The organism is Erwinia persicina, from assembly GCF_019844095.1.
GTDB lineage: Bacteria > Pseudomonadota > Gammaproteobacteria > Enterobacterales > Enterobacteriaceae > Erwinia > Erwinia persicina.
The window spans coordinates 2,408,131-2,430,317 of sequence record NZ_CP082141.1 but is presented as its reverse complement, the minus strand read 5'-3'; the positions used below and the strand labels follow the sequence as shown (position 1 = coordinate 2,430,317).

At 51.3% G+C, this 22,187-nt stretch carries 21 protein-coding genes and 1 pseudogene; 16 read left to right on the top strand and 6 right to left on the bottom strand.

All coding sequences use genetic code 11. From position 1 onward, the window contains the following. Positions 1 to 149: 149 nt before the first annotated feature. The 6 genes from K6L24_RS11030 to K6L24_RS11005 all read left to right on the top strand — a co-directional run bounded on the left by K6L24_RS11030 (position 150) and on the right by K6L24_RS11005 (position 8,099). Positions 150 to 668, top strand: coding sequence for a GNAT family N-acetyltransferase (locus tag K6L24_RS11030; protein ID WP_191928119.1), 519 nt, complete (start codon positions 150 to 152; stop codon positions 666 to 668). 53 nt (positions 669 to 721) lie between these two features. Further along, positions 722 to 2,809 carry a hypothetical protein gene (locus K6L24_RS11025; RefSeq protein ID WP_062743280.1) on the top strand — a complete coding sequence of 696 codons (2,088 nt, stop codon included), beginning with the start codon at positions 722 to 724 and terminating at the stop codon, positions 2,807 to 2,809. Further along, positions 2,778 to 4,661, top strand: a complete 1,884-nt coding sequence (locus K6L24_RS11020; protein WP_222681450.1) for a hypothetical protein — start codon at positions 2,778 to 2,780, stop codon at positions 4,659 to 4,661. The genes K6L24_RS11025 and K6L24_RS11020 overlap by 32 nt, the downstream gene beginning before the upstream one ends. Next, positions 4,654 to 5,289 carry a hypothetical protein gene (locus tag K6L24_RS11015; RefSeq protein WP_118664134.1) on the top strand — a complete coding sequence of 212 codons (636 nt, stop codon included), beginning with the start codon at positions 4,654 to 4,656 and terminating at the stop codon, positions 5,287 to 5,289. Before K6L24_RS11020 ends, K6L24_RS11015 begins: the two co-directional genes overlap by 8 nt. 64 nt (positions 5,290 to 5,353) lie before the next feature. Then, a complete protein-coding gene (locus tag K6L24_RS11010) occupies positions 5,354 to 7,036 on the top strand; it encodes an AAA family ATPase (protein WP_118664133.1) in 1,683 nt (560 codons plus the stop codon). After that, complete coding sequence (locus K6L24_RS11005; protein ID WP_118664132.1) at positions 7,029 to 8,099, top strand: hypothetical protein; 1,071 nt, start codon at positions 7,029 to 7,031, stop codon at positions 8,097 to 8,099. Before K6L24_RS11010 ends, K6L24_RS11005 begins: the two co-directional genes overlap by 8 nt. 55 nt (positions 8,100 to 8,154) lie before the next feature. Here the strand turns inward: K6L24_RS11005 and K6L24_RS11000 are convergent, their stop codons facing one another. Both K6L24_RS11000 and K6L24_RS10995 read right to left on the bottom strand, forming a co-directional pair. Continuing rightward, the gene (locus tag K6L24_RS11000; protein WP_062743275.1) at positions 8,155 to 8,514 is read right to left on the bottom strand and encodes a cupin domain-containing protein; all 360 of its coding nucleotides are present in this window, start codon (positions 8,512 to 8,514) and stop codon (positions 8,155 to 8,157) included. A gap of 245 nt (positions 8,515 to 8,759) precedes the next feature. Then, on the bottom strand, positions 8,760 to 10,151 hold the full coding sequence (locus K6L24_RS10995; RefSeq protein ID WP_062743274.1) for a glycoside hydrolase family 10-like protein: 1,392 nt from the start codon (positions 10,149 to 10,151) through the stop codon (positions 8,760 to 8,762). A 191-nt stretch (positions 10,152 to 10,342) separates the two neighbouring features. Here K6L24_RS10995 and K6L24_RS10990 point away from each other — a divergent pair, with 191 nt between their 5' ends. The 5 genes and pseudogenes from K6L24_RS10990 to arsC all read left to right on the top strand — a co-directional run bounded on the left by K6L24_RS10990 (position 10,343) and on the right by arsC (position 13,654). Further along, a complete protein-coding gene (locus K6L24_RS10990; RefSeq protein WP_222681449.1) occupies positions 10,343 to 10,726 on the top strand; it encodes a nuclear transport factor 2 family protein in 384 nt (127 codons plus the stop codon). 234 nt (positions 10,727 to 10,960) lie between these two features. Then, positions 10,961 to 11,116 (top strand): annotated as a pseudogene (locus K6L24_RS10985) (ISNCY family transposase); the annotation flags it as partial. A 446-nt stretch (positions 11,117 to 11,562) separates the two neighbouring features. Beyond that, a complete protein-coding gene (locus K6L24_RS10980; RefSeq protein ID WP_222681448.1) occupies positions 11,563 to 11,883 on the top strand; it encodes a metalloregulator ArsR/SmtB family transcription factor in 321 nt (106 codons plus the stop codon). Between the two features lie 43 nt (positions 11,884 to 11,926). Beyond that, a complete protein-coding gene (locus K6L24_RS10975) occupies positions 11,927 to 13,213 on the top strand; it encodes an arsenic transporter (protein ID WP_062743270.1) in 1,287 nt (428 codons plus the stop codon). A gap of 15 nt (positions 13,214 to 13,228) precedes the next feature. After that, complete coding sequence (gene arsC, locus K6L24_RS10970; protein ID WP_118664128.1) at positions 13,229 to 13,654, top strand: glutaredoxin-dependent arsenate reductase; 426 nt, start codon at positions 13,229 to 13,231, stop codon at positions 13,652 to 13,654. Positions 13,655 to 13,802: 148 nt separating this feature from the next. Here the strand turns inward: arsC and K6L24_RS10965 are convergent, their stop codons facing one another. After that, on the bottom strand, positions 13,803 to 14,231 hold the full coding sequence (locus K6L24_RS10965) for a hypothetical protein (protein ID WP_222681447.1): 429 nt from the start codon (positions 14,229 to 14,231) through the stop codon (positions 13,803 to 13,805). A gap of 169 nt (positions 14,232 to 14,400) precedes the next feature. Between K6L24_RS10965 and K6L24_RS10960 the strand changes: the two genes are divergently transcribed. Beyond that, entirely contained in the window at positions 14,401 to 14,931 is a 531-nt protein-coding gene (locus K6L24_RS10960) for a hypothetical protein (RefSeq protein ID WP_137268624.1), read from the top strand. A gap of 111 nt (positions 14,932 to 15,042) precedes the next feature. Here K6L24_RS10960 and K6L24_RS10955 read toward each other — a convergent pair whose 3' ends face one another. Beyond that, complete coding sequence (locus K6L24_RS10955) at positions 15,043 to 15,288, bottom strand: DUF2543 family protein (protein ID WP_222681446.1); 246 nt, start codon at positions 15,286 to 15,288, stop codon at positions 15,043 to 15,045. A 170-nt stretch (positions 15,289 to 15,458) separates the two neighbouring features. On the opposite strand from K6L24_RS10955, the gene K6L24_RS10950 reads away from it, so the two are divergent. The 3 genes from K6L24_RS10950 (at position 15,459) to K6L24_RS10940 (ending at position 19,266) form a co-directional block, all read left to right on the top strand. Further along, positions 15,459 to 16,574, top strand: a complete 1,116-nt coding sequence (locus K6L24_RS10950; protein ID WP_187509152.1) for a metallophosphoesterase — start codon at positions 15,459 to 15,461, stop codon at positions 16,572 to 16,574. Positions 16,575 to 16,776: 202 nt separating this feature from the next. Further along, a complete protein-coding gene (locus K6L24_RS10945; RefSeq protein WP_118664124.1) occupies positions 16,777 to 17,982 on the top strand; it encodes an MFS transporter in 1,206 nt (401 codons plus the stop codon). A gap of 171 nt (positions 17,983 to 18,153) precedes the next feature. After that, entirely contained in the window at positions 18,154 to 19,266 is a 1,113-nt protein-coding gene (locus K6L24_RS10940; RefSeq protein WP_222681445.1) for a glycosyltransferase family 9 protein, read from the top strand. A gap of 22 nt (positions 19,267 to 19,288) precedes the next feature. Here the strand turns inward: K6L24_RS10940 and K6L24_RS10935 are convergent, their stop codons facing one another. Both K6L24_RS10935 and K6L24_RS10930 read right to left on the bottom strand, forming a co-directional pair. Then, the gene (locus tag K6L24_RS10935; RefSeq protein WP_062743262.1) at positions 19,289 to 20,038 is read right to left on the bottom strand and encodes a hypothetical protein; all 750 of its coding nucleotides are present in this window, start codon (positions 20,036 to 20,038) and stop codon (positions 19,289 to 19,291) included. Positions 20,039 to 20,093: 55 nt separating this feature from the next. Next, the gene (locus tag K6L24_RS10930; RefSeq protein WP_187509149.1) at positions 20,094 to 21,029 is read right to left on the bottom strand and encodes a LysR family transcriptional regulator; all 936 of its coding nucleotides are present in this window, start codon (positions 21,027 to 21,029) and stop codon (positions 20,094 to 20,096) included. Positions 21,030 to 21,187: 158 nt separating this feature from the next. On the opposite strand from K6L24_RS10930, the gene K6L24_RS10925 reads away from it, so the two are divergent. Further along, on the top strand, positions 21,188 to 22,177 hold the full coding sequence (locus K6L24_RS10925; protein WP_245006681.1) for an aldo/keto reductase: 990 nt from the start codon (positions 21,188 to 21,190) through the stop codon (positions 22,175 to 22,177). Positions 22,178 to 22,187: the final 10 nt, after the last annotated feature.

The following is a 22,187-nucleotide window of genomic DNA, read 5'->3' as shown; positions in this document are numbered from 1 at the left end:
AAAATCGCTGACATCAGGACGGCACCCCGGCAAAGGGGGTAAGATATCAGTCGGGTAAAGGTGTCTTCAGGATATGGATAGCGGTCAGGGCATTACAATCATAGACCAGGATATTACGACCCGCAGGCCAGAAGGAAATGAGGGGGAAGATGAGCATCACTATCAGAGCATTCCAGGTGAGTGACCTCAATGCCGTGATTACGCTGTTTCAGGCGTCCGTCCGACAGATCGCGTCACAGGATTACCGTCCTGCACAGATAGCGGCCTGGTCACAGGTAGACCGGATAAGCTGGGAGAAGCGATTTCAGCAAAGCTGCTGCTGGCTGGCGGTTCGCCATAACGAGATTGCCGGTTTTGGCAACGTGGAATTTGACGGGCATCTGGATATGTTATTTACCCATCCCGGGCATCAGCGCTGCGGCGTGGCGACCGCGCTGCTGCAACGGCTGGAGCAGGCGGTGGCCGACAGGGCGCTACCGGCCATTTTCACTGAGGCCAGTATCACCGCCAGACCGTTTTTCAGCCGGCAGGGCTTCCGGATGATTGAGGCACAGCAGGTCGGAGTGCGCGGTCAGCCGTTTATTAACTACCGGATGCGGAAAATGCTGATGTCAGACAAGGGTGAGGAGAAAAGCGTAAAGGAAACGCGGTCCGGGCCGATAACTTAAAAGAGATCAATGCCCAGGAATTTGCCAAAGCTCATCATAAGGATGGTGTTCATATGTCGATGAATATTCACACGCTGGAAAATCTTCGCTCCGCTCTTTTATCCGCACTTCACCTCTCCTTAAAGCACGCAGAAGGCCAGAATGGCCATCAAAATACAGATAAAATCATTGATGTTCTGCGCCAGGTCGAACTGACTACCTTGCTTCAGGAAAGCAACATCTATGCTATCGCCGGAACGCAGGGAGCGGGTAAAACCACCCTGGCAAAAGAGATCCTGAATATTGACGATCGCTGGCTTGCGGGGAATCCCGGTCGTGGCGAGCAGGTTCCACTGTTTATAGAACAGTGTGCAGAGATGGCTGCAGGTGAACCAGAAATAGTTTTCGTCTGCCTTAATCGCGATAGCGGAAAGGTTGAAGACCTGCCCGCTTCCGCAGAGGAGTTGAAAAGCGTGCTGCGCGACTGGAGCAGCGTACAACGTTTTGAAAAAGCCCATCTGAAATTACTTTATCCCAAACTTCGTATCAGTCAGCAGCAGTCATTTATTAATGAAAACGTCACCTGGGCCTTGCTGCCTGGCTATGAGCTGATCACCAGCCGTAATCATCAGTGGCAGGAGATGATGCGCCATGTGCTGGTCAATGCGCGCGGTGTATTATTTGTCACCGATCAGACGCTGCTGGCGAATGACGGTAAAACCACCGTACTCGATGATCTGCGGGAAAACTTCAATCATCATTCTCCGGTGATTGTGATATCGAAAACGGAAGCGCTGACCGACGAGGACATTGATCAGCTCAAAGCCAGCGCGAGGGCACGTTTTTCATCGGTCTCTGGCGCTGTGCGCAATAATGTGGTGGCAACGGGGGCGGGCAATCGCGATCGCTGGATCAGTGACTTACGCGAAACTGTAATCGATAATCTGGCCAGTAGTTATGCCTCTGAGGCTGTCGCGATCGACCGTTTTATGCACCTGATAAAAAGTGATGTCGCTGAGATCATTGATGATCTGCACTTGCTGTGCAGTAACCAAGAGGATCACGATGGCATTATCGACGATATCCTTAGCGAGTTTGATAAGTCGGTGACGGCTTATGAGAATAAATTACGCAAGGCCATTAAAAGCCAGACCCATGAGCATCTGATTAAAGCAGTGGCCAGCTGTAAAGAGCACTATAAAAAAGAAGAAGTGGGCTTCATAAATAATGCGAAGATCCTCGGACGTCGTTTCGCCCTGCGCGGGATCGATGTTGATGAAGAGCGCCGCCAGCGCGTCATTCAGGCCTGGAACCAGACTTTTGATGAGCAGGATATTAATAGCAGAAACTTCAGCGCCTTAACCGCATTAAACCATCCTATCCTGTCACGAGCTGGCCTGCTGCCAGAGATTGAGCAAACGCCGGTTAAAGCCATTACGCTTGCAGATAAGATGGGCTATCAAGTGCAAGAGCAAGCACCAGAAGTGGTCAATCAGGAACTGGCGCAGGGGATAAGCGTATTACTTCACAAAGTTCCCCGAGGGCAACTCCCCTCAGACCCGACGGAGCTCCAGGCCGTCATGCACGTGTTACCCGCTTTAACGCTGGAGTACAGCCGTGCCGCCATCGTCATGCGTCAGGACCCGACCTGTACCACCCAACTCGCTGACGAAATATTACCGCAGGTCTTTTTAGACACGCTTTTTTCCAGCAGTGAAAACTATCATCCGATAAAAACCGCGATGATGGCCTTTATTGGTGCTGATTTGTCAGACGGAACGCCGGGTGAACCGACGGCCGAAAACCCTGGCGGTGCCTTTACACCGCTGGCGCTGGTGGGCAAGGCCGCGCTGGTGGCCAGCCTTGCTTATGGTCTCTATCAGTTGACTGGGATTATTCGCGAAAGTGATAAGGCTCAGTTTTATTATATTGACCGGCTGATGAATGAACTGGCTTTCTTTAATGAACAATCCATTGTCACACATTATCTGGAGACGATGGCCGATCTGCGCCAGCATATTGAGGGCAATATCAAGCGGATTTACGGTGTTGAGGACTCTCTGAGTCACAGAAGCACTATCACGCTTGCTATCAAAAAACTGGCTGCCGTACAGAAAGAAGCTAAATTATATGAAGCTAACGTCCGACAAATCCTGGCCTGATCTGTGCCGCGAACGCTATCGCTGGGCTGAACAAAGTTACAGCGCCATTCTGCAGCGGGTTGATGCAGGAAGGCTTATCCAGACGGACGAAAACGCTTCGCATCAGGTGTCGGTGATTGTTTACGGCCCCGCTCAGGTGGGCAAAACTTCCTTTATTCTCACCCTGCTGGGTGTGCGTGATGAACATTTTAATCTGCTCAATAGCTTGCTTCGCGGTGATCAACTTCTTGGAACGATGTCTACTGCGCGTTCGTACCGCTACCGCATTGCGGAAGACGATAGCTGGTATTTCAGCCATATCAGAGAGGGCAAACAACCACTTGGCAATGAACAAGCCAGGGCAGAATTTACCCGTTTGCGTCAGAAGGTTGAGCAGGGCTGCAGTGTTTTTGACAGCATTGACGTGTTTATACCGCGCTATTTTTTTAATCTTGAAAACCAGATTAATCACCGGCTGTTGATTCGCGATCTGCCTGGTACCCATTCGACCAGTAAAAATGAGCAGGAATACGTTAACGATCTTGCCAGCCGTTATCTTTCCTCTGCGGATGTGGTGTTGCTGACAGGACGGGTCGATGCGCTCTATTTTTTGAAACCGGAAGAACTGGGCAATGCACTACTTAATGACTGGCACTGGCAACCCCACCGTTACAGAATCATTCTCACCCGGAGCTATTCCGATGCCACGCTTTGCCACCGCTTAAAAAACACTCAGCCCGGGAAAGTGGCGCTGCAACAATACCTGCTTGGGCAGATCAACACGCTGGAACTGGCGCTGCCGGATAGCATCAGTCAGCTGATTTATCCTGTTGAATGCGGACATTCCTGGCAGGCCATCATCACGGAAAAGGATGACTATGCCCAACAGTGTCTGCGCTTACGTCAGGAAATACTGGCGGATCTCCAGACGTCGCTGCAACAATCCTCTCACCCACTTTCACGACTGCGTACCGGCTATGCTTTGCCGCAGATGATCCAACAGCGGATAACTGAGGAGAATGAGGCCTATATTGCAGAGAAATCACGGATTGATAACGCGCTGGCTTACCTTGTAAACCCAATAAAAAAATATCAGAAACGGGAGAAGAAAAATAAATATGATCTGGAGCGTTTACAGCAGCAGTTGACCGCAATGCAGGACCAAAGTGCAGTGGGACGTGAGTATGATTTTCACACAGAAATCGGCCGACGACTGCCGTCCCAACCTCTGACAGAAACCACGAAATACCTGAAAGACGCTATCACTGATTACAAACTCCATTGCATCTCCGTATGGCGCGACTGGTGCGCTGAAAATGCAATACCTGTGACTTCACCGCCGCCATTTAATCGAATAAATGACGTTGTAAATCATCTTGATAGTTATCTTTTCAAGAAATATTTTCGCTCTGACAATTTCATGAAAGATAAAGCGTCGATGCAATCAGCCTGCCGGACGACGACCGAAACTCTGAACCAGAGAGCCGCTGGCCTGCAGGCAGAGAAAATTAAGCGGAACGTTGATGCGTTACTGCGGCAACAGCGTCGTTATCTTCGGCTGTCCCGCAGAATAGCACTGATTTTAAGCATCCTGGAGAGGAAAAAAATCACTGCGGAATGTCAGAAATCGGTCCTTACGCAGCATCATGAGGAACAGATAGCACGGTTTAAAACCCACTACAGCGATAGTAAAAAATTTCGTGAGGTTATTCTTGAGGCTAAACAACATCGTGCAAGCGAAATTAAGCACCACATGATGAAGCCACAGATCACTCATAGCGAACGTCTGGCCTGGCTATTGATGTATAAGGCACTGAGGAATGATTTCGAGTTTGTAAAATCCCTGGATGAGGAGACCCGTGACGTTGAATAACCCGAGTGTAGCATCTGAGACCGCCAACGAAGAGCGGCTGCTTGATGATTTAGTCCAGGCGCTTTTTCTCGTGACGCTGAGACAGGAACTGGATAAGCAAAAAGAGGATTATGAGACGATAACCGGTGATGCCCTGTTTAACCTGAATAAGACTATTGGTAAAGCTAACCGCAGTATTGAATCAGAGTTCGGCACCGTTAAGGAAAACCTGGAAACTTATCAGCAGGAACTGCATGATTTCCAGGACGCATATTGTAAACACCAACATGAACTGATCCGTTCGCTGAAAGAGAGTCATGGGGATGTCAGCGTATTACATGACAACCTGCTCCGACAACTGACAGACTCCTGGCGACGGAATGATGAGAAACACCAGATTCAGATTGGGTTGTTAAACCGGAGCCTGGAAGAGATCGGACAACTGGGGCAGAAGGTGGCCAGTTTCGTCGACCGGCAAAGCGACTATCACGCCACGACAACCCGGCAACATCAGGTTCTGAATGAGCAACTGAACGCGCTGCAACATTACGTCACGGCCAGTACCCGTAAAACCCACCGGCTGCACTACTGTGGGCTGGCAATAATAAGCGTAGGGATTGCGGTGCTGGCGGGGTTAAGGCTGATTTAATTGACGCTACCGTCAGTGAGGGGAGGAGTAAGGAAGATGATCAGTAATAAGGACAATCAATAATATGAAAATCTGTTTTCTGTGGGTGGACCGATTCAAAAAATTGGATGATTTTTCAATTAATTTATCCAGTGACTATCAGTACCACTATGATGAGACAACAAACAGTCTGACCCGCGAAAAGAAAGCCGTACTGCCCGTCTCTTTTTGGGGCGAGTCTGTCTCGGAGGTAACCGGAATTCTGGGTACGAATGGGGCAGGGAAGACGACGCTGCTTGAACTTCTGTGCCTGGCGATAAAAGGGAAAGCAGAGATTTGCAGCAGGTACTTCATCCTGTATGAAAAAAAGGGCTCTCTTTTTTATCAGAGTTCCGATAACTTCCCGCCGTTAAAAACCCAGTTAGATGTTTATCTTGCCCATTCAAGGTTGACTCTGGATGATCTCGGTGTGGTGTATTTTTCAAATATCTATGATGAGTCCTGGCTCGATCTGGGTGACGATGTTGAGGATGTTTCGGTTAATAACAGGGTGATCTCAGAACGGCGAGGGGGTTTCGGTGATAAAAACCGAGGCAAATTTATTGAGGAGTTGGAGTTTTTAACTTCAGACAGGTTTGCCGCTCTGGCGTATCCGGCACCTGAGAAAGTATCGGTTAGAATAAATACACGCTTCTGGCAGAAAGAAACCTCCACTTATAACGATAATCATAAAGAAATATTAAGATTGATGAGGAGTATTTTTCATCGGAGTTCTCAACTGGAGCCGATAGCATTAACGCGTTTAACTATACAATGCACACTACTGATGGCGTTGTATTCTGAATATGCCAAACGTACCGAATCCATAGTGACGGAGACATTCCATCGAATATTAATGAATGATAATAATGAAACTATCGATGTCGATAAACTTATTGCGGAACTTGCCGTGGTTTTAAAACGCGGAGACACAGATCATTACATATCCAGAGATGAGCATTTTTATCAGATTGTTTCCTGTTTAATACTGCTAGAAAATGATCTGGAAGTGATGGGCTTCAAAGAAATGAAGAAATACAGGGTTGATAAAGCTCATTTTACCGTGGGCTTTGACAAAGCCAACGAAGAAAACCTGTCAAGACTGGCTAACTTAATAAATTATATCAGCTCTGCTGATATAGACTGGGCTGAGTTAAGTTCTGGTCAGCGCGCTTATATCAACCTCTTTAGTTCAATATGGTGTGCAATTCATAAAATTAAAAATAAGAGAAGGAGCAGTTACGACGAGGATATATTAATCTGCATTGATGAAGGTGATCTTTATTTACACCCTCAACTTCAGTTAGAGTTTATAGAGAAGTTAATCAACGTATTGCCTCAGCTTTCATACGGTAGAATACAGTTGATCATTACCACGCACTCTCCTCTGTTGATCACAGACTTACCTGCTCAATGCGTGACTGTCTTAACGAAAGACAAGGATGATAATATTATTACTGTTCCCGGTAAACATACATTCGGCGCCAACATATACGACATCTATCGGCATTCCTTCGAAGTGGTCACGCAAAGAACGGGGAACGTATCTGATAGTTATATGAATACCATTATTGCAATACTCGACAAAAGAATGTTATCAGGTGAAGAGTTAGATAAGCTGAAAGAGTCCCTGACGGTCATCGGTGATAAGTTATTGAGCTATCATATTAAAAAAAGGATAGACAGTGTGGAGATGGACGCTGTATCAGCGGGGAAGGTAAATGATTAATCTCAAACATCACTTATCCAACGCCAACGCCAGTATCGATCAAGTTCTTGATGATACCGTCGAAGCCCTTTGGGCGCATCTCAATTTTCTTTCTCAGAAAAAACAGCCAGCAGAAAAGAGCATTAAAAGAAACGCGGAAAAGTTTAAAGTGACAATGTTTGAGGATTCGCATTCTGCTAAGTATGGAAAACAGGCGGCGAAAAGACATCAGGAATTTATGAATCATATCCTTACCTCAGATAATCTTAAGCAAATCATCATTGCCAAACCTTCCCAATTTCAATCCATTATCAATCAAATGAATCAGATATTAGATGATGAAGATTATAACACGGTTTATTATAATGCATTAAAAATTCCTTCTTTTTCGGATCTCCTTCTTAATAATGTCTTTAAATACGCGCTTTATCGTGACTCAGTTTTTTGTTCTTCTTTATATATCGGTTTGAATTTCGTTCAGATGACATGTCCATACTGTAATGAATACCCTGTAAAAATCATTGAGCGGAAGAATAAACCCGGTACTAAACCGACACTTCATTTTGACCTGGACCATTTTTACCCTAAAAACAGATACCCCTATCTGGCACTGTCCTTTTACAATCACATCCCATGCTGTAAATATTGTAATAGTCTGCATAAAGGCGATAAATTATTTTCTGTGGACAGTCATATCCATCCCTGGGACCGTAATTTTGATGAGCTTTATTCTTTTTCATACAGCCACGACGCGTTGAGAGGCCACAGCGTTGATGACGTCAAAATAATCAAAAATTCAGCCTTCGATGATGCACTGTGTACCGATTTAGAACTCGAAGAGAGGTATAAGACAAACATAGAGTACGCCAATATTAACAGACTTATCAGCATCCTGGCAGACTATCGCTATTTCATTGAACAAGACAGCCCTTGTTCTGACCGTGATAGAGATCGGTTAAAAGAGCGTATTGCTGATTTTGGCCTGGTATTTTCAGGGAGCCAAATTCTGCAGCGTCCCTGGAGTAAAATGCAGCGTGACCTGGTAAAATTTTTCGATGTTAACAATATCTTATCACTTAAATAAGACGTCCCTTTGATCCTCAAGCAGGCAAGGGGAGGGACATCACAATAAAGGGGTATCAGACTACTGCATCAAAAATAACGTACAGCTTGCGCATCGGCGTATCGACCACCCAGGTGCCTTCGGTGTTAGCGGCAAAGAAGAAGCTGTCGCCCCCTTTAAAGGATAATGTGGCTTCTCCGTCCGGGGTAAAGGAGCCCGTGCCGCTGAGAAAATGCATCACTTCAGCCTGCTTTACGCCCCGGCGATAGCTGCCCGCTCCGCACTCAAAAATACCGGTATCAATATGCTCTTTGCCCGGGATGACTGTTTGAATGCCGGATAGCGCAATGGTGCCGGTGCCAGGCAGCCCCTCAACCGTACCCCAGGATTCCATTGTCTTAATGGTGGCAGGTTGTTCTATTTTTTGTACTTTCATATCAATGATTTCCTGTTAGTGACACTGTCACTCAATGATGGACGCAGAAAGATAAAAACGCACTGTCATGCGCCAGGCTTTCGTTATTCAGAGTAAGGGGTTTGCTAAAAACAATGCGGAATTTTTACGGTGTTCGTTAACAGATTTGCATGCAAACCGGCCTGAGTTTGGTAGAAACTTTTGCGAGAATCTTGCCGAGGATAAAGGATCAGCGGGGCACGACCCCGCTGATCCTTCGAGAGTTGTCATCGTGACGTAGGTTGCTCGCCCCAGCGGCTTTGCAGATAGCGCACCGCATCCTGTGTCTGCGGCCGGTTAAGATAGTCCTCGCGGAACAGAATAGTACCGCTCACGCCGGGAAGAGACTCATTTAAATCGAGCTGCTTTTTCAATTCCGGCACGCCGCCCTGTACCGTCCAGTCAGGTTCAGTCTTTGATGGTTCGCCCACCTTATATAGCGCAATGCCAATGTAAAGGCGGGTTTTCGTCGGCCTGACCACACCGGCCCACCATTTTGTCAGCACGTCATACCGGGCGGCCTGGCGCGAGAACGGCCAGTAAACCTGCGGCGCTATATAGTCAAGGAGTCCCTGCTGCACCCAGCGGCGGGTATCGGCAAACGATTCATCATAGGCTGCTGCACCGCGCGTATCCGAACCCGCCGGGTCGTGCGAGAGATTACGCCAGACACCCGCCGGACTGACGCCAAACTCAACGCCCGGTTTCAGCTGCCGGATAGTACGGGACACCTGTTCGATCAGCTGCTGTGTATTGTGTCGCCGCCAGTCGGCCTTGCTGATAAAGCCCTGACCGTATTGCCTGAAGGTCTGGCTGTCGTTCAACGCAGCACCGGGAGACTCTGCATAGAAGTAGTCATCGAACTGCACGCCGTCGATCGGGTAGTTCGCCACCACCTCGGCTACGATGCTGGTGATCCAGTCCCGCACCTCCGGGATCCCCGGGTCGAGCACATAGCGGTCACCAGACGTTCGGATCCAGTCGCGGTGCAGCACAAAGACGCTGGCGGGCTGGAGCGACAGCGTCCGGTTAAGCTCCGCAACCGTGGACGATTTTGTATTAACGGAAACGCGATAGGGATTAAACCAGGCATGCACTTTCATGCCGCGCCTGTGCGCTTCATCGAGGATAAACTGCAGAGGATCGTAACCGGGATAATCGCCGATATTGCCCGTCAGCATATCAGACCACGGCAGAATTTTAGAATTCCACAGTGCGGTAGCGTCAGGCTTTACCTGGAAAAATACCGTGTTGATGCCAAGACGTTTCAGCTTATCCAGCTTATCGGTCAGTGCCTTCTGCTGCAGGCTGATACGCAGCGCCGCACTGCTGACATTCACCGAAGAGACCGGTGGCCAGTCAAGGCGTGATACTGTCGCCAGCCAGACGCCACGCATCGGCTGCTGACTCTGCGCGGGCTGGCCCGGTACCGGCGGTTTAACCGGAGAGGGAAACGGCGTGACCAGGGATTTTGGTGGCTGGGTGGAGCAACTGGCCAGTAACAGCGCGGCAGCCACGATGAAAGCGCTGGCTTTTTTCGCGGTGGCGGCAGAGGCAATGCGACGGGAACGGGTGATGATAAGCTCCGGTTTTATCTGAGGATTGAACGCAAAGAACATTCTCAACCTATCCGGAGTAAAGTCAATGGATCTCCAGATAACCATGATCAGAGGGCAGGGAGGTACGCCTTTTTGCTGTTCCTGTGTGAATTCTGGCGTGCCATACCCCTGATAAGCGCATAGAATTCACGTAGCGCGATCGGTTTCAATCATCCCTTATTTATTCATTCAGCGTGTTTTACGGAGGTAGTTTGACTGATTTATCTGAACGGCTGTTGATCCTTCAGGCGCTGGAAATCGAACTGCATCACCCAGCTATTCGGCATGATGCGCAGCGGGTTGACGCTTTGCTGCATCAGGATTTTACAGAGACTGGCCGATCAGGCATTCGCTATACCAGGCAGCAGGTCATTGATGCACTGGCGACGGAAAGTGGCACGACTGCGATTGACGCCGGTGATTTTGCACTGACCATGCTCGCCGATGGCGTGGCACTGTTGAATTACACCAGTACGCAACGGGATGCGACGGGGATGGTAGTTAACAGGACAATGCGAACCTCCATCTGGATTTGGTCTGCAAAGGTCGGTCACTGGCAGATGCGTTTCCATCAGGGGACGCCTGCAAAGGATTGAAGGGCTCCGGCAAAGAAGGAAGGCGAGGTACCCGTGAGCAAAGCCCACAGCCGGGTACCTGATCTGATATGCAATTTAACATAATATACATTATGCGCACCATCGTTATAAGTCCCATTTGATAATGTCACTTTTTAGCTAGTTTATGATGTCACCCAGATACGGCGCATTTTCCACCTTTCTGGGAGAACTCTTCTGATGCTGGTAACCATGTCCTATAAATAACTTCACCGCTTGCCGCTGATTCAGGCCGTTGTTGAAAAGCGCCTGCGTCGCCATGATGTTGCTTCTCAGCTGGATCTCATTGAACGTCAGGTGCAGCGTCTGATGAACCGCTTCCGGGAGTCCGGTGCTGCCGGGCTGACGAACAGCCGTCGCGGTTTGCCCGGGACTATGACCCATCCCCGACGATAAAAAAGATTCCTTCGCTGTTCAGTCATCCGCTGCAGTTTTTTATGTGTTGAACCAACATGGCGTTACCCCGCCTGATAAAGCTATGTTCGGGTGCTGAAGGCGCAGAAAAATCAGCCCTGTCAGCCGTACAGCACTGTCCTCATAAATAATGAAAATAAAAGATGATCGCGCTACGTGAATTCTGCTGTTTTCGCAGGGGTATGGCACGCCAGAATTCACACAGGAACGCGACTTCCCTGCCCCTCGGATGGCTGTTTACCCCACCGGTGCTGGCCAGGTTTACGGAAAATGGCCCCCCGCACGAACTCAGATTCGATTAGGGGTAAATGCGTCATACAAACCTGCCGTTGTTTAAACGATGCTGTTAAAATATACACATATGAAATATCATATCTGTATGGCTATGTTTAACGGGATTTAACATGTTACAACCGGTTCAACTTTTTAAACTACTGGCTGACGATACGCGCTCAACTATCGTGATGCTCCTCAGAGAGGCTGGTGAGATGTGTGTCTGCGATATCTGCGCGACAACGACAGAGTCACAGCCGAAAATATCCCGTCACATGGCGTTATTGCGTGAGGCGGAGCTGGTCATCGACCGCCGCGAAGGAAAATGGGTGTACTACCGACTGTCGCCTCATATGCCAGCATGGGCTGCCGGTATTATTGATAAAGCCTGGAATTGTGAACGAGAAAACATACGTATTAAGCTCAGTCGCACCACAACTTCCTCCTGTTGAAAATGATAAACACATTCGAATAATCACATGTATGGAGGCTCTGATGTTACTGGCTGGAGTTATTTTTTTGCTCACGCTCGTCCTGGTTATATGGCAACCCAGAGGGCTGGGAATTGGCTGGAGTGCCTCGCTGGGGGCATGCCTGGTATTACTCACTGGCGTCGTTCATCCCGGGGATATTCCGGTGGTCTGGCAGATAGTATGGAATGCCACCGCCACCTTTATTGCCGTGATCATCATCAGTCTGCTGCTCGATGAATCTGGCTTTTTTGAATGGGCCGCGCTGCACGTTGCCCGTTGGGGGAATGGCCGGGGCCGGTTACTCTTCTCCTGGATAATTCTGTTGGGTGCAATGGTGGCAGCCCTGTTTGCCAATGATGGTGCAGCACTGATCCTGACGCCTATCGTTATCGCGATGCTGCTGGCGCTGGGGTTCAGCCGTGGGGCAACCTTAGCGTTTATCATGGCCGCAGGGTTTATCGCCGACACGGCAAGCCTGCCGTTGGTTGTCTCTAACCTGGTGAATATCGTCTCGGCAGATTTCTTTCAGCTTGGCTTCTCCGACTATGCCGCCGTGATGGTCCCGGTTAACCTGGCGGCCATTGCGGCTACGCTGGTAATGCTGCATCTTTTTTTCCGCAGGGACATTCCCGCCGTTTACGATGTTTCTCTTTTAAAAGAACCGAAAGACGCTATACGCGATGTGAATACCTTTAAAACCGGCTGGCTGGTTCTGTTTTTACTTCTGGTGGGGTTCTTCGGACTGGAGCCGCTGGGGGTACCGGTCAGTCTGGTTGCGGCCACGTGTGCCCTGCTCCTGTTAGCCGTAGCGAAACAAGGTCGCGTCATTAATACGGTGAACGTGCTGCGCGGTGCGCCATGGCAAATTGTTATCTTCTCGCTGGGGATGTACCTGGTGGTCTACGGATTACGTAACGCCGGACTGACCCATTATCTTTCATCCGTGCTGAATCAGCTGGCTGAGAAAGGATTATGGGCGGCAACGCTGGGTACTGGCTTCATGACGGCCTTCCTGTCATCGGTAATGAACAATATGCCGACCGTGCTGGTCGGGGCGCTGTCGATTGATGGCAGCACTGCGACCGGTGTTATCAAAGAAGCGATGATTTACGCCAACGTCATCGGCAGCGACCTGGGGCCTAAAATTACCCCTATCGGCAGTCTGGCTACATTGCTGTGGCTCCACGTTCTGTCGCAGAAAAATATCAAAATCACCTGGGGTTATTACTTTCGGGTGGGGATTGTGATGACCATCCCCGTGCTGTTTGTCACGCTGGCTGCACTGGCGCTTCGTCTGTCTTTCAATTAGAGCGAGGATACTGATATGAGCAACATCACTATTTACCATAATCCGGACTGCGGCACGTCACGCAATACCCTTGAGATGATCCGCAACAGCGGGTCAGAGCCGACCGTTATTCATTATCTTGAGACCCCCCCCTCACGAGATGAACTGGTCAAACTCATTGCGGATATGGGCATTTCGGTACGGGCGCTGCTGCGTCAGAATGTCGACCCTTTTGAAGCGTTAGGGCTGGCGGAAGATCGCTTTACTGACGATCAGTTAATCGACTTTATGTTGCAGCATCCTGTTCTGATCAATCGCCCCATCGTGGTGACGCCGCTGGGTACCCGGCTATGCCGCCCTTCTGACGTCGTGCTGAATATTCTTCCTGATGCACAGAAAGGCGCGTTCACGAAAGAGGACGGTGAGAGAGTGGTTGATGAACAAGGTCAGCGGCTGAACTAAACGCGTTCTGGTGACGAAGGGTGAGAGAACCCGCCCTTTTATATCTAATAAAATCCGTGTTAACAAAGCATCCTGCGGTTTTCGCAGGACTATATTTATCGCTATCGCCGTTCGCGCGGGTATTTCGCCTACTGGGTAATGGGGAAAATTAATCACAGGCGATCAGTTTAATCTGGCCATTTTGGGCATAGGTTTCCACAAAGTCAGGTTGCGCCACCCAGACGCGTTTCTGCTGAACATTATCAAAGAAACCATACCAGCGAAATACGGCTTCCCTGCCCTTAAAGGTCATATCCGCTATTTTTGCCGTTTTACTAAAGTTGTCCCAGTTAAGCATCATGCCTCCCGTGCCAAGATCGAGCGTCTTATCCAGGAAGATCCCCATCTTATTACCGGCAACACTTTTCGTATGAACCGATATTACTATCTGATTTTCATTGACCACTAACGGATGGCTTTGCTGATCAACGGGCAGTGAAAATGCCTCGTCATCACAGCGTGTTTTCCATTCGATGGCATGAGATTGAGCAGAAGAGGTGAATGCCGTTAAAACGATAATGGCAGCAGTAAGTCTCATGTAAATATCCCTGTTATCAGTACTATTCGGTGATGCAGCGCCAGGGGCTATTTACTGAAGCACCCGTGTCAGTCTGACATAACGTGCTACAATCCTGTACGTTTCCCCCTGTGTGGCAGTCAGCACGGGACGGTTTTCCGGGACTGAATCACAGAGAATCACATCACCGATGAAATTACTGCCTCTCCTGGCCACGCTGGCCGTTATAACACTGTCCCTGACTACCTGCATGACGCACAAGGAAGATCATCTTTTACGCAAACCGCTGCACCTCACCGTGCGCGTAGAGGATGAGAACGGCGGGCCGCTGACCCCTACGGCGATAAAAGTTTACCAGCTCGTACCTGGCCCCGACCGGTTTTTCTGCCTCAGCATTCCGTCACTGGGGGGCGGTGGTAAGAATTGTGGCACCTCGAATAAAGTGTCTATTTATAAGGGCGAATTCCCCGCCAGCGGCTCACTCGGCTTTACCGCGTTGTATCTGACCGGGCTGTATATTGAAGTTGCCGAAACCTGTGATAACACGGTCCCCAACGCCCGGCGGCGCTATTTTAAACTGACGTTAGATACGGGGTCGCTGATGGACGGTCAGACGATCACGGTGAAACCCATTGATAATGCCCAAATGGGATCTGTCATTCAATATAAGCCCTGCACGACCCCGATGCCTTCTCGTGGCGAATGGGAGGATTTTTACTGAGCCCTTATTCCCTGCTCTGCCGGTGACCCGATGATAGCGGGCAGAGAAACGTGCCACGTGATGAAGGTGATGTGAATGCCCGAGTGAAATTCACATCACCGGCGTCAGCGGCTACTCATTGCCCCACTGATTCAGGAAGGTGGCGATTTCATCAATCCGTTCCGCGTCAATACCGGCTTCACTGGCGATCTCTTTCTGTGTATCCTCACCAATTTCTTCGCCGTCCATCAGGCGGGTGATCAGCAGCTGGAAATAGTGTGCCAGCGGCATGCGATCGGCTTCCTGCACCGGCTGGGTGGTTTCCGTCGAGTACTCATCCACGATGTCATAAAATTTCAGGGGTACGTCATTACTCATCAGTCGCTCTCCAGGGTTAATCTCTGATTCAGTAAGAAGTGTACTGTGTAATGGCCTCTGGTCTGACACCTTTTTCACGTTTTCATCGCCACAGGTTGACTGTCAGTCGATAAAATCCGCTGTTCTTCTTATTTTTTGCGTAAATACGCACTTTTGTTAGGGAAATAATCATGTTTCACCTTATTTTCAGTCTTCCTGCCTGGTATGTTATTGGGCGGTTTATCGTTCCGCTTTCCCTGCCCCTGGCGTTAAAAATCATCCTGTCGCTGCTGGCCCTGCTGGCCACCCAGTACCTGTTAGTCAGCCGTTTTACCTCTGGCAGTGTTTTTGCGCCGGAGATGCCGCGAGCGCTGATTATCCTGTTTAACTGGGCTTTCAGTGTCGTGCTGTTGCTTGCGTTCACACAGATCGTGATTGATGTCGTGACGCTGATCTCAATGCTGGTCAGACATCCGCTGACCATCGTCCCAGGCGTGCGCTACCTGGCCGCCCTACTGGCCATCGGCCTGGCCACCTACGGCGTGCAGCAGGCCATCCGCGTGCCGGCCCTGAAGGATGTCACCATCCCGGTTGCCGAGCTGCCCGAGGAGTTTGAAGGTTATCAGCTTCTGCAGTTAACGGATTTACATATCACCCGGCTGTTTAATGCCCGCTGGACTGCGGAATTGGTGAAGCGGGCCACGGCACTGAACGTGGATCTGATTGTGGTGACCGGGGATGTGATTGACGGCACCCTGGAAAACCGCAGGCAGGACGTGGCGCCATTGCGGGGGTTACAGGCCCCGGATGGTGTCCTGGCGATCACCGGCAACCATGAGTATTTTTTTGAACAGGAAGCCTGGACGGCGCATCTGGCCACGCTGGGGCTGCATCCTCTGCTCAACCGCCATACTGTTATTTCTCGCGGCAGCGCCAGGCTGGTGATCGCCGGGCTGACGGACGCCTCTGCCTCCGCGCGGGGGGCTGAGGGATCCGATCTGAGCAAGGCACTGGCCGGTGCCCCGGACAACGCGCCGGTGGTGTTACTCGACCATCAGCCGCGAAATGCCCGCCAGAATGCAACGCAGGGGGTGGATATTCAGCTTTCCGGGCATACGCACGGCGGTTTGATCCTGGGGTTTGACCGCCTGTTTGCTGCGCCCAACGGCGGTTTTGTCTCCGGTCTGTACGACGTCGACGGCATGCAGCTGTACGTGAACAACGGAACCGGGCTCTGGCCGGGGATGGCGGTACGGTTAGGACGCCCCTCAGAACTGACCCGAATCACCCTGACGCGCAAAAAATAATGGCGCTTCTGCCCACGCCAGCGGCGTGGGCAGAAACAGCGGATCGCGGCGTCCCTATTCCCCACCATAATAAGAAGTTTCTGTAGCATTTTGTCTTATTAACACCTTGATAAACGTTGCTTTAACGACACAAAAAATCCTGCGTAACCGCGTAGAGTAAGAGGTCTTGTTGTTAATGTTTTGATGGAAGATTGTGAACTAAATGAAAGGAATGCCGCCGCTTATTCTTGCCCTGCTTGCAGGTTCCCTGGTGCTGACCATCGGTCGTGGTGTCACGCTGCCATTCCTGACCATTTATCTGACTGAGCACTATCATCTGCTGCCAGAAAGTGTCGGTCTTATAATGGGCGCAAGCCTCGCCATCGGCATCTTCAGCAGCCTCTACGGCGGCTATCTGGTTGACAGATTCAGTCACCGTACGCTGATTGGTTTTTCCGTCAGTCTGTTCGCACTCAGCTTTTTTTTACTGCCGCTGTTGCCAGGCGTAGGCAGCGTGGTGATGGTCATCGCCCTGCTCAACGCCTCATACGCCCTTCTCAGTATTACCATTAAGGCCTGTATTGCCGCCTGGCTGCCGGTGGAAAAGCGGGTCAAAGCCTTTTCAATGAACTACACGCTGATCAACGTCGGCTGGGCCGTGGGGTCGTCGCTTGGCGTCTGGCTGGCTGGTTTTGATCCCCGTCTGCCGTTTATGATTTCCGGCACGCTGGCGCTGGGAACGGTTATCACCCTGATGGTGGGATTACGCCATATTCCTGACCGGCCAGAACGTCATGATATCGAGCTGAAGCCGCTGGAAAAACCCGGTCTGCGCCAGACGTTTTCTATCCTGCTTAAAGACCGCTGCCTGGTCTGGTTTACGCTGGGCAGCACCTGCGGGTCGATTGTCTTCGGGCAGTTCACCGGTTATCTGTCGCAGTACCTGATCATCATCGCCGATGCCGCTTATGCCTATAAAGTGATTGGTGCCATCATGATCACTAACGCGACGATTGTGATTGCCTTTCAGTACGTGATGAGCAGCGGCATGAAGCAGGATAACCTGTTCAAATGGCTATTTTTCGGCACGCTGTTCTTTATTCTCGGTCTGGCCGGATTTATGCTGGCCGGCCCGTCGGTGCTGCTGTGGATGCTGGCGATGGTCATTTTCAGCTTTGGCGAACTGATCGTCATCCCGGTGGAGTATATGTTTATCGATTTTATTGCGCCCGACCATATGAAAGGCAGTTACTACGGGATGCAGAACCTGAGTAATATCGGCGGCGCGATTAATCCCGTACTGTGCGGTTTTTTACTCAGCTTCACGCCGCCGCCGGTGATGTTTATTGCCCTGATTGGTTTTTCTGTTGCCGGTCTGGTGTTCTTCCGTATGGGACACCGCCGTGCAGTGCGCGGTACGGCAGTCTGAAGGGGCCGCCCCTGCTGACACCGCAACAAACACAACGTGCGGGAAGGGGCTGGACGTGTTGAAGGGGTGGACGGCGCAATATTACACTACAGGCCCTCCTTCTGGGCCGTTATAATCAGTGTCCTGTTTGGTCATAAGGGATGATTATTTTCGCAGGGAGCGTGTTGTAATATGTCATTACTGTCGAGGGTGAGGCACTTTGCCTATTCTTTTTACGACTACCGCGCAGCCGCAATCAATACTGCCACCGTTTCCCTTGCCGTTATTCATATTCCCGACCAGATCGGGGATGCGATGTCCGTATTCCCACTTATCCGTTCGCTGGAATATCACCGCATCGATCGCCTGATCATCGTGGCTTCGCAACTCAACAGACCCGTCTTCGACGCCCTCTCACTGAGGCAGACAACGCTGACCGTTATCAGTATGCCCTGTCAGGACGGGGCAACATATCAGGAAATTAAAGCGGTGGCCGGGAAAATAAGAAAGGAATATGGCGTACCGGATCTCTGCATTGAGGCAATGCGTAAAAAAAACTTCAAAACCATGCTCTTTATCAGCCGGTTAAGGGCAAAAACGAATTTACAGGCTGTCGGCTTAACGATGAAGTGTTATTCCCCCTTGTGTCAGACAGCCTCCCGAATGGATCAAGTTTTTCGTGCGCCCGTGCCCATGACCTGGTCAGTGCTGATGAGAGAAGCGGGTTTCCCGCCAGTCAGACCCGCGTTTGAATTTCCCCTCAGTGATCGTGTGCTGGAGGAAGTGGGTCAGGAAACGCGGCAGTTTGGGCCCTATATTGCCCTTAACCTGGACGGAAGCGTAGCGGAGCGCACCTTCTCGCTGGCCACCGCATCAAAGCTTATTGCGCGGATTACCTCTGAAACCAGCCTGCCTGTGGTGATCGTTCACGGCCCTGACGGCCGCGATAAAGCGACCGCATTAACCCGCCTTTATGACCGTGTACACCGCATTTCACTCCCGCCGTCGATTGCGCGCTCGGCGGCAGTGATAAAAAACGCGACCCTTGCTATCACCCCGGACACGTCGGTTCTGCATATGGCCAGCGCCTATAATATTCCGGCTATCGCCATTTATGCCAATTACAAGACGCGCTGGCCTGCGATGCAGGATATTTCAGAAGCTATTGTGGTCGGCAGCCAGATTGATAATATTGATCTTGATGAATTCCGGACGGTATTAAGGCGACTGATAGTCAGAGCCGGACGTCACCGTCCCCTGGAGCATCAGGATACGGTGGCGCGGCCCCTGCCACACGCGCGTTAACGCGATGTTTTTCGGGCCATGATTACTGCGCTGACGTATCGGGTTGGAAAGGATAGGCTGTCTTCTCCGTTATGCCGACGGTAATGGCCGATTTATCGGTAAAGGAAGGCCAGTCCGACGCTTTGGTGATAAATTTCCAGCTGTAATACTCCCTGCCCTCGTCTGTAAACTGCAGGGTAAGAATGCGCCAGCTTTCATCATGACAGTGCGATTTTTTGGCATAATCTTGCTCAGAAAAACAGGCCCGGATCATCTCCCGTGAGGAAAAAGGAACATTACTGAATGCGGTCTGATACTCCCCGTCAGCCTTCAGCATCAGAAAGTCGGCATACGCTTCTTCCCGCCCGCCGCCGGAGTACCCCGTAGACCAGGTGGACACCAGCGCCACCGCCTGCTTTGTCTGGCTCAGAGGATAGAGTGCCGGAAACAGAGTAACCTCACTGCGGGTCAGCTCGCCGTCATCGCTGTTATCGCGGCTTTCGTGGTGGCTAAAGTCCCAGCGGCCATCCATCACCCATTCGCCATTCGACCTGTTCATTCTGATTAATGTGGGCCCCGGGCTGGTTAAGTAAACGGCGCGCCCGGCCCCTTTTTCCCGCCAGAGCGTTGAGTCAGCCGGACATCCGCTCTTTATCGCCTGACAGATCGCATGATACTGCTCACTCTGTTTTTTTATGGCACTCAGAGGAACCGGTTTCAGCACGGCAGATGTCGCGGTGGCCATAGCGGAAAACGATGTCAGGGTGAGAAGCACGGCCAGGATATTTTTCATTGTTATCTGCCTGATAGTCATAGGGTTAAAGACAAAAACGGGTATCGGACCGATACTATTCCTGCAGCGTGACGCTCGGAATCGCGGGCAAGGGCTGCAGGCCGTTGCCGGTACGAATGATATTCACCAGTTCTCTCAGCGCCGGATGCACATACCGGCGGCTGCTGTAATAAATGTTAAAGGGGTCACCGTGCGCAGCGTGTGCCGGCAAGGTACTGACCAGCGTCCCTTCTGCCAGCTCCTGCTTTATACGGGACTCGAGCACGTAAGTTAAGCCAATACCTGCCTTTGCCGCCGATATCGAGGTGGCGGTATCCTTCAGTGTGATTAAGCCGGGCACACTGAGGCTGTAAGTGCCGTCCGGGCCAGCAAACTCCCAGCGAAAGTGAGCGTTATCGCCCAGCAGGAGCTGAATACAGTGATGGCCGGCCAGGTCGGCAGGCGTCTGTGGCGTTCCGCGGCGTCGGAGGTAATCAGGGGAACCGGCCACTATCCACCGCTGCGCCCCGGTTAGCGGCACGGCAACCATATCCTCCGGCACCAGATGGCCGTAGCGCATGCCTGCGTCAAATCCTCCGGCGGTGATATCCACCGGCCGGTCTTCCACGACGATGGTTAAGCGCACCTGCGGGCACTGCGTGGCAAATTCAGGCAGCGCAGGGGCAATAAGCTGATGCGCCGCATCTGCAAAGACATTCAATCGCAGCACACCAAAGCTGCCCCGGCCTGGGGCATTCAGGGTTTCCAGCGCGGCGGCGATGGCGTCAAACCCCCCTGCCAGTTTTTCGGCCAGATCCTGGCCCAGCGCAGTAGAAGAGACCGCTCTGCTGGTTCTGTTCAGCAGGCGTGCGCCTAAGCGGGTCTCCAGCCGTCGTATCGCATGGCTCACCGCTGATGATGATAACCCGCGCTCAATACCGGCCAGCTTAAAGCTGCGGCAGCGCAGCACCGTCAGAAAAATTTGCAGGTCGGCAAAATCAACACGTTCCATAGAAAGGTGAACCAGGTTAACTGTCAGGATGAATGGCATTCATCTTTTAGCACGGGTTATCCCCCGACGTAAACGTTAAGCTGATGAAATGATTCAGGCGGCGACGCGCGCACGTACGCACGCGCTCACCCGCGTTACCTAACCGTATGAAGGAAGCGATGATGAAACAGAGAATGTTTGGCAGAACAGGCCAGCGGGTCGGGGAGATCGGATTCGGTGCATGGGCAATTGGCGGCACCTGGGGTGAAGTGAGCCTGGACGATGCCCGGGAAGCCTTAAATGCCGCGCTGGATGCCGGTATGACCTTTATTGATACCGCTGATGTGTATGGTGACGGCCGCTCAGAGAAGATCATTGCTGAGGTGCTGAACCAGCGCGGAGGAGAGCGTCCGTTCGTCGCCACCAAGCTGGGCCGCCGCCTCTCCCCCCATGAGGCACAGGGTTACACTGCCCAAAATCTGAATGCTTTTATCGATCGCTCACGCGACAACCTGCAAATGGAAACCCTGGACCTGGTGCAGTTGCACTGTCCGCCAATCGAGATCTATTACACCCCGGAGGTGTTTGCGGTCATGGATGAGATGGTGGCGGCCGGGAAAATTCGCCATTACGGCGTGTCGGTGGAAAAGGTCGAGGAAGGCCTGAAGGCACTGGAATACCCCAATGTCGCCTCCATCCAGCTGATTTATAACATTTTCCGCCAGCGCCCGGCCGAACTGCTGCTGCGCGAGGCGAAGCGTCGCGACGTCGGTATTATTGCCCGGGTGCCGCTCGCCTCTGGTCTGCTGACCGGCAAGATGACGGCGGCCACCACCTTCTCTGCCGACGATCACCGTACTTTTAACCGCAACGGTGAAGCCTTCGATAAAGGCGAAACCTTCTCCGGCGTCCCGTGGGATGTCGCCCTTGAGGCGGTGGAGGCGATCCGTCAGTACGTGAAGGGGGATGACACGATGGCCATGTTCGCCCTGCGCTGGATCTTAATGAATGACTGCGTCAGCGTGGTGATCCCCGGTGCAAAAAATGCCGTCCAGTCGGCAGGTAACGCCCGTGCCAGCGCGATGAGCGCCCTGCCGGACGAGACGCTGGCCGCGCTGAAACGCCTGTATGACGATAAAATTGCCCCCTGGGTGCATCAGCGCTGGTAGCCGTGTTCAG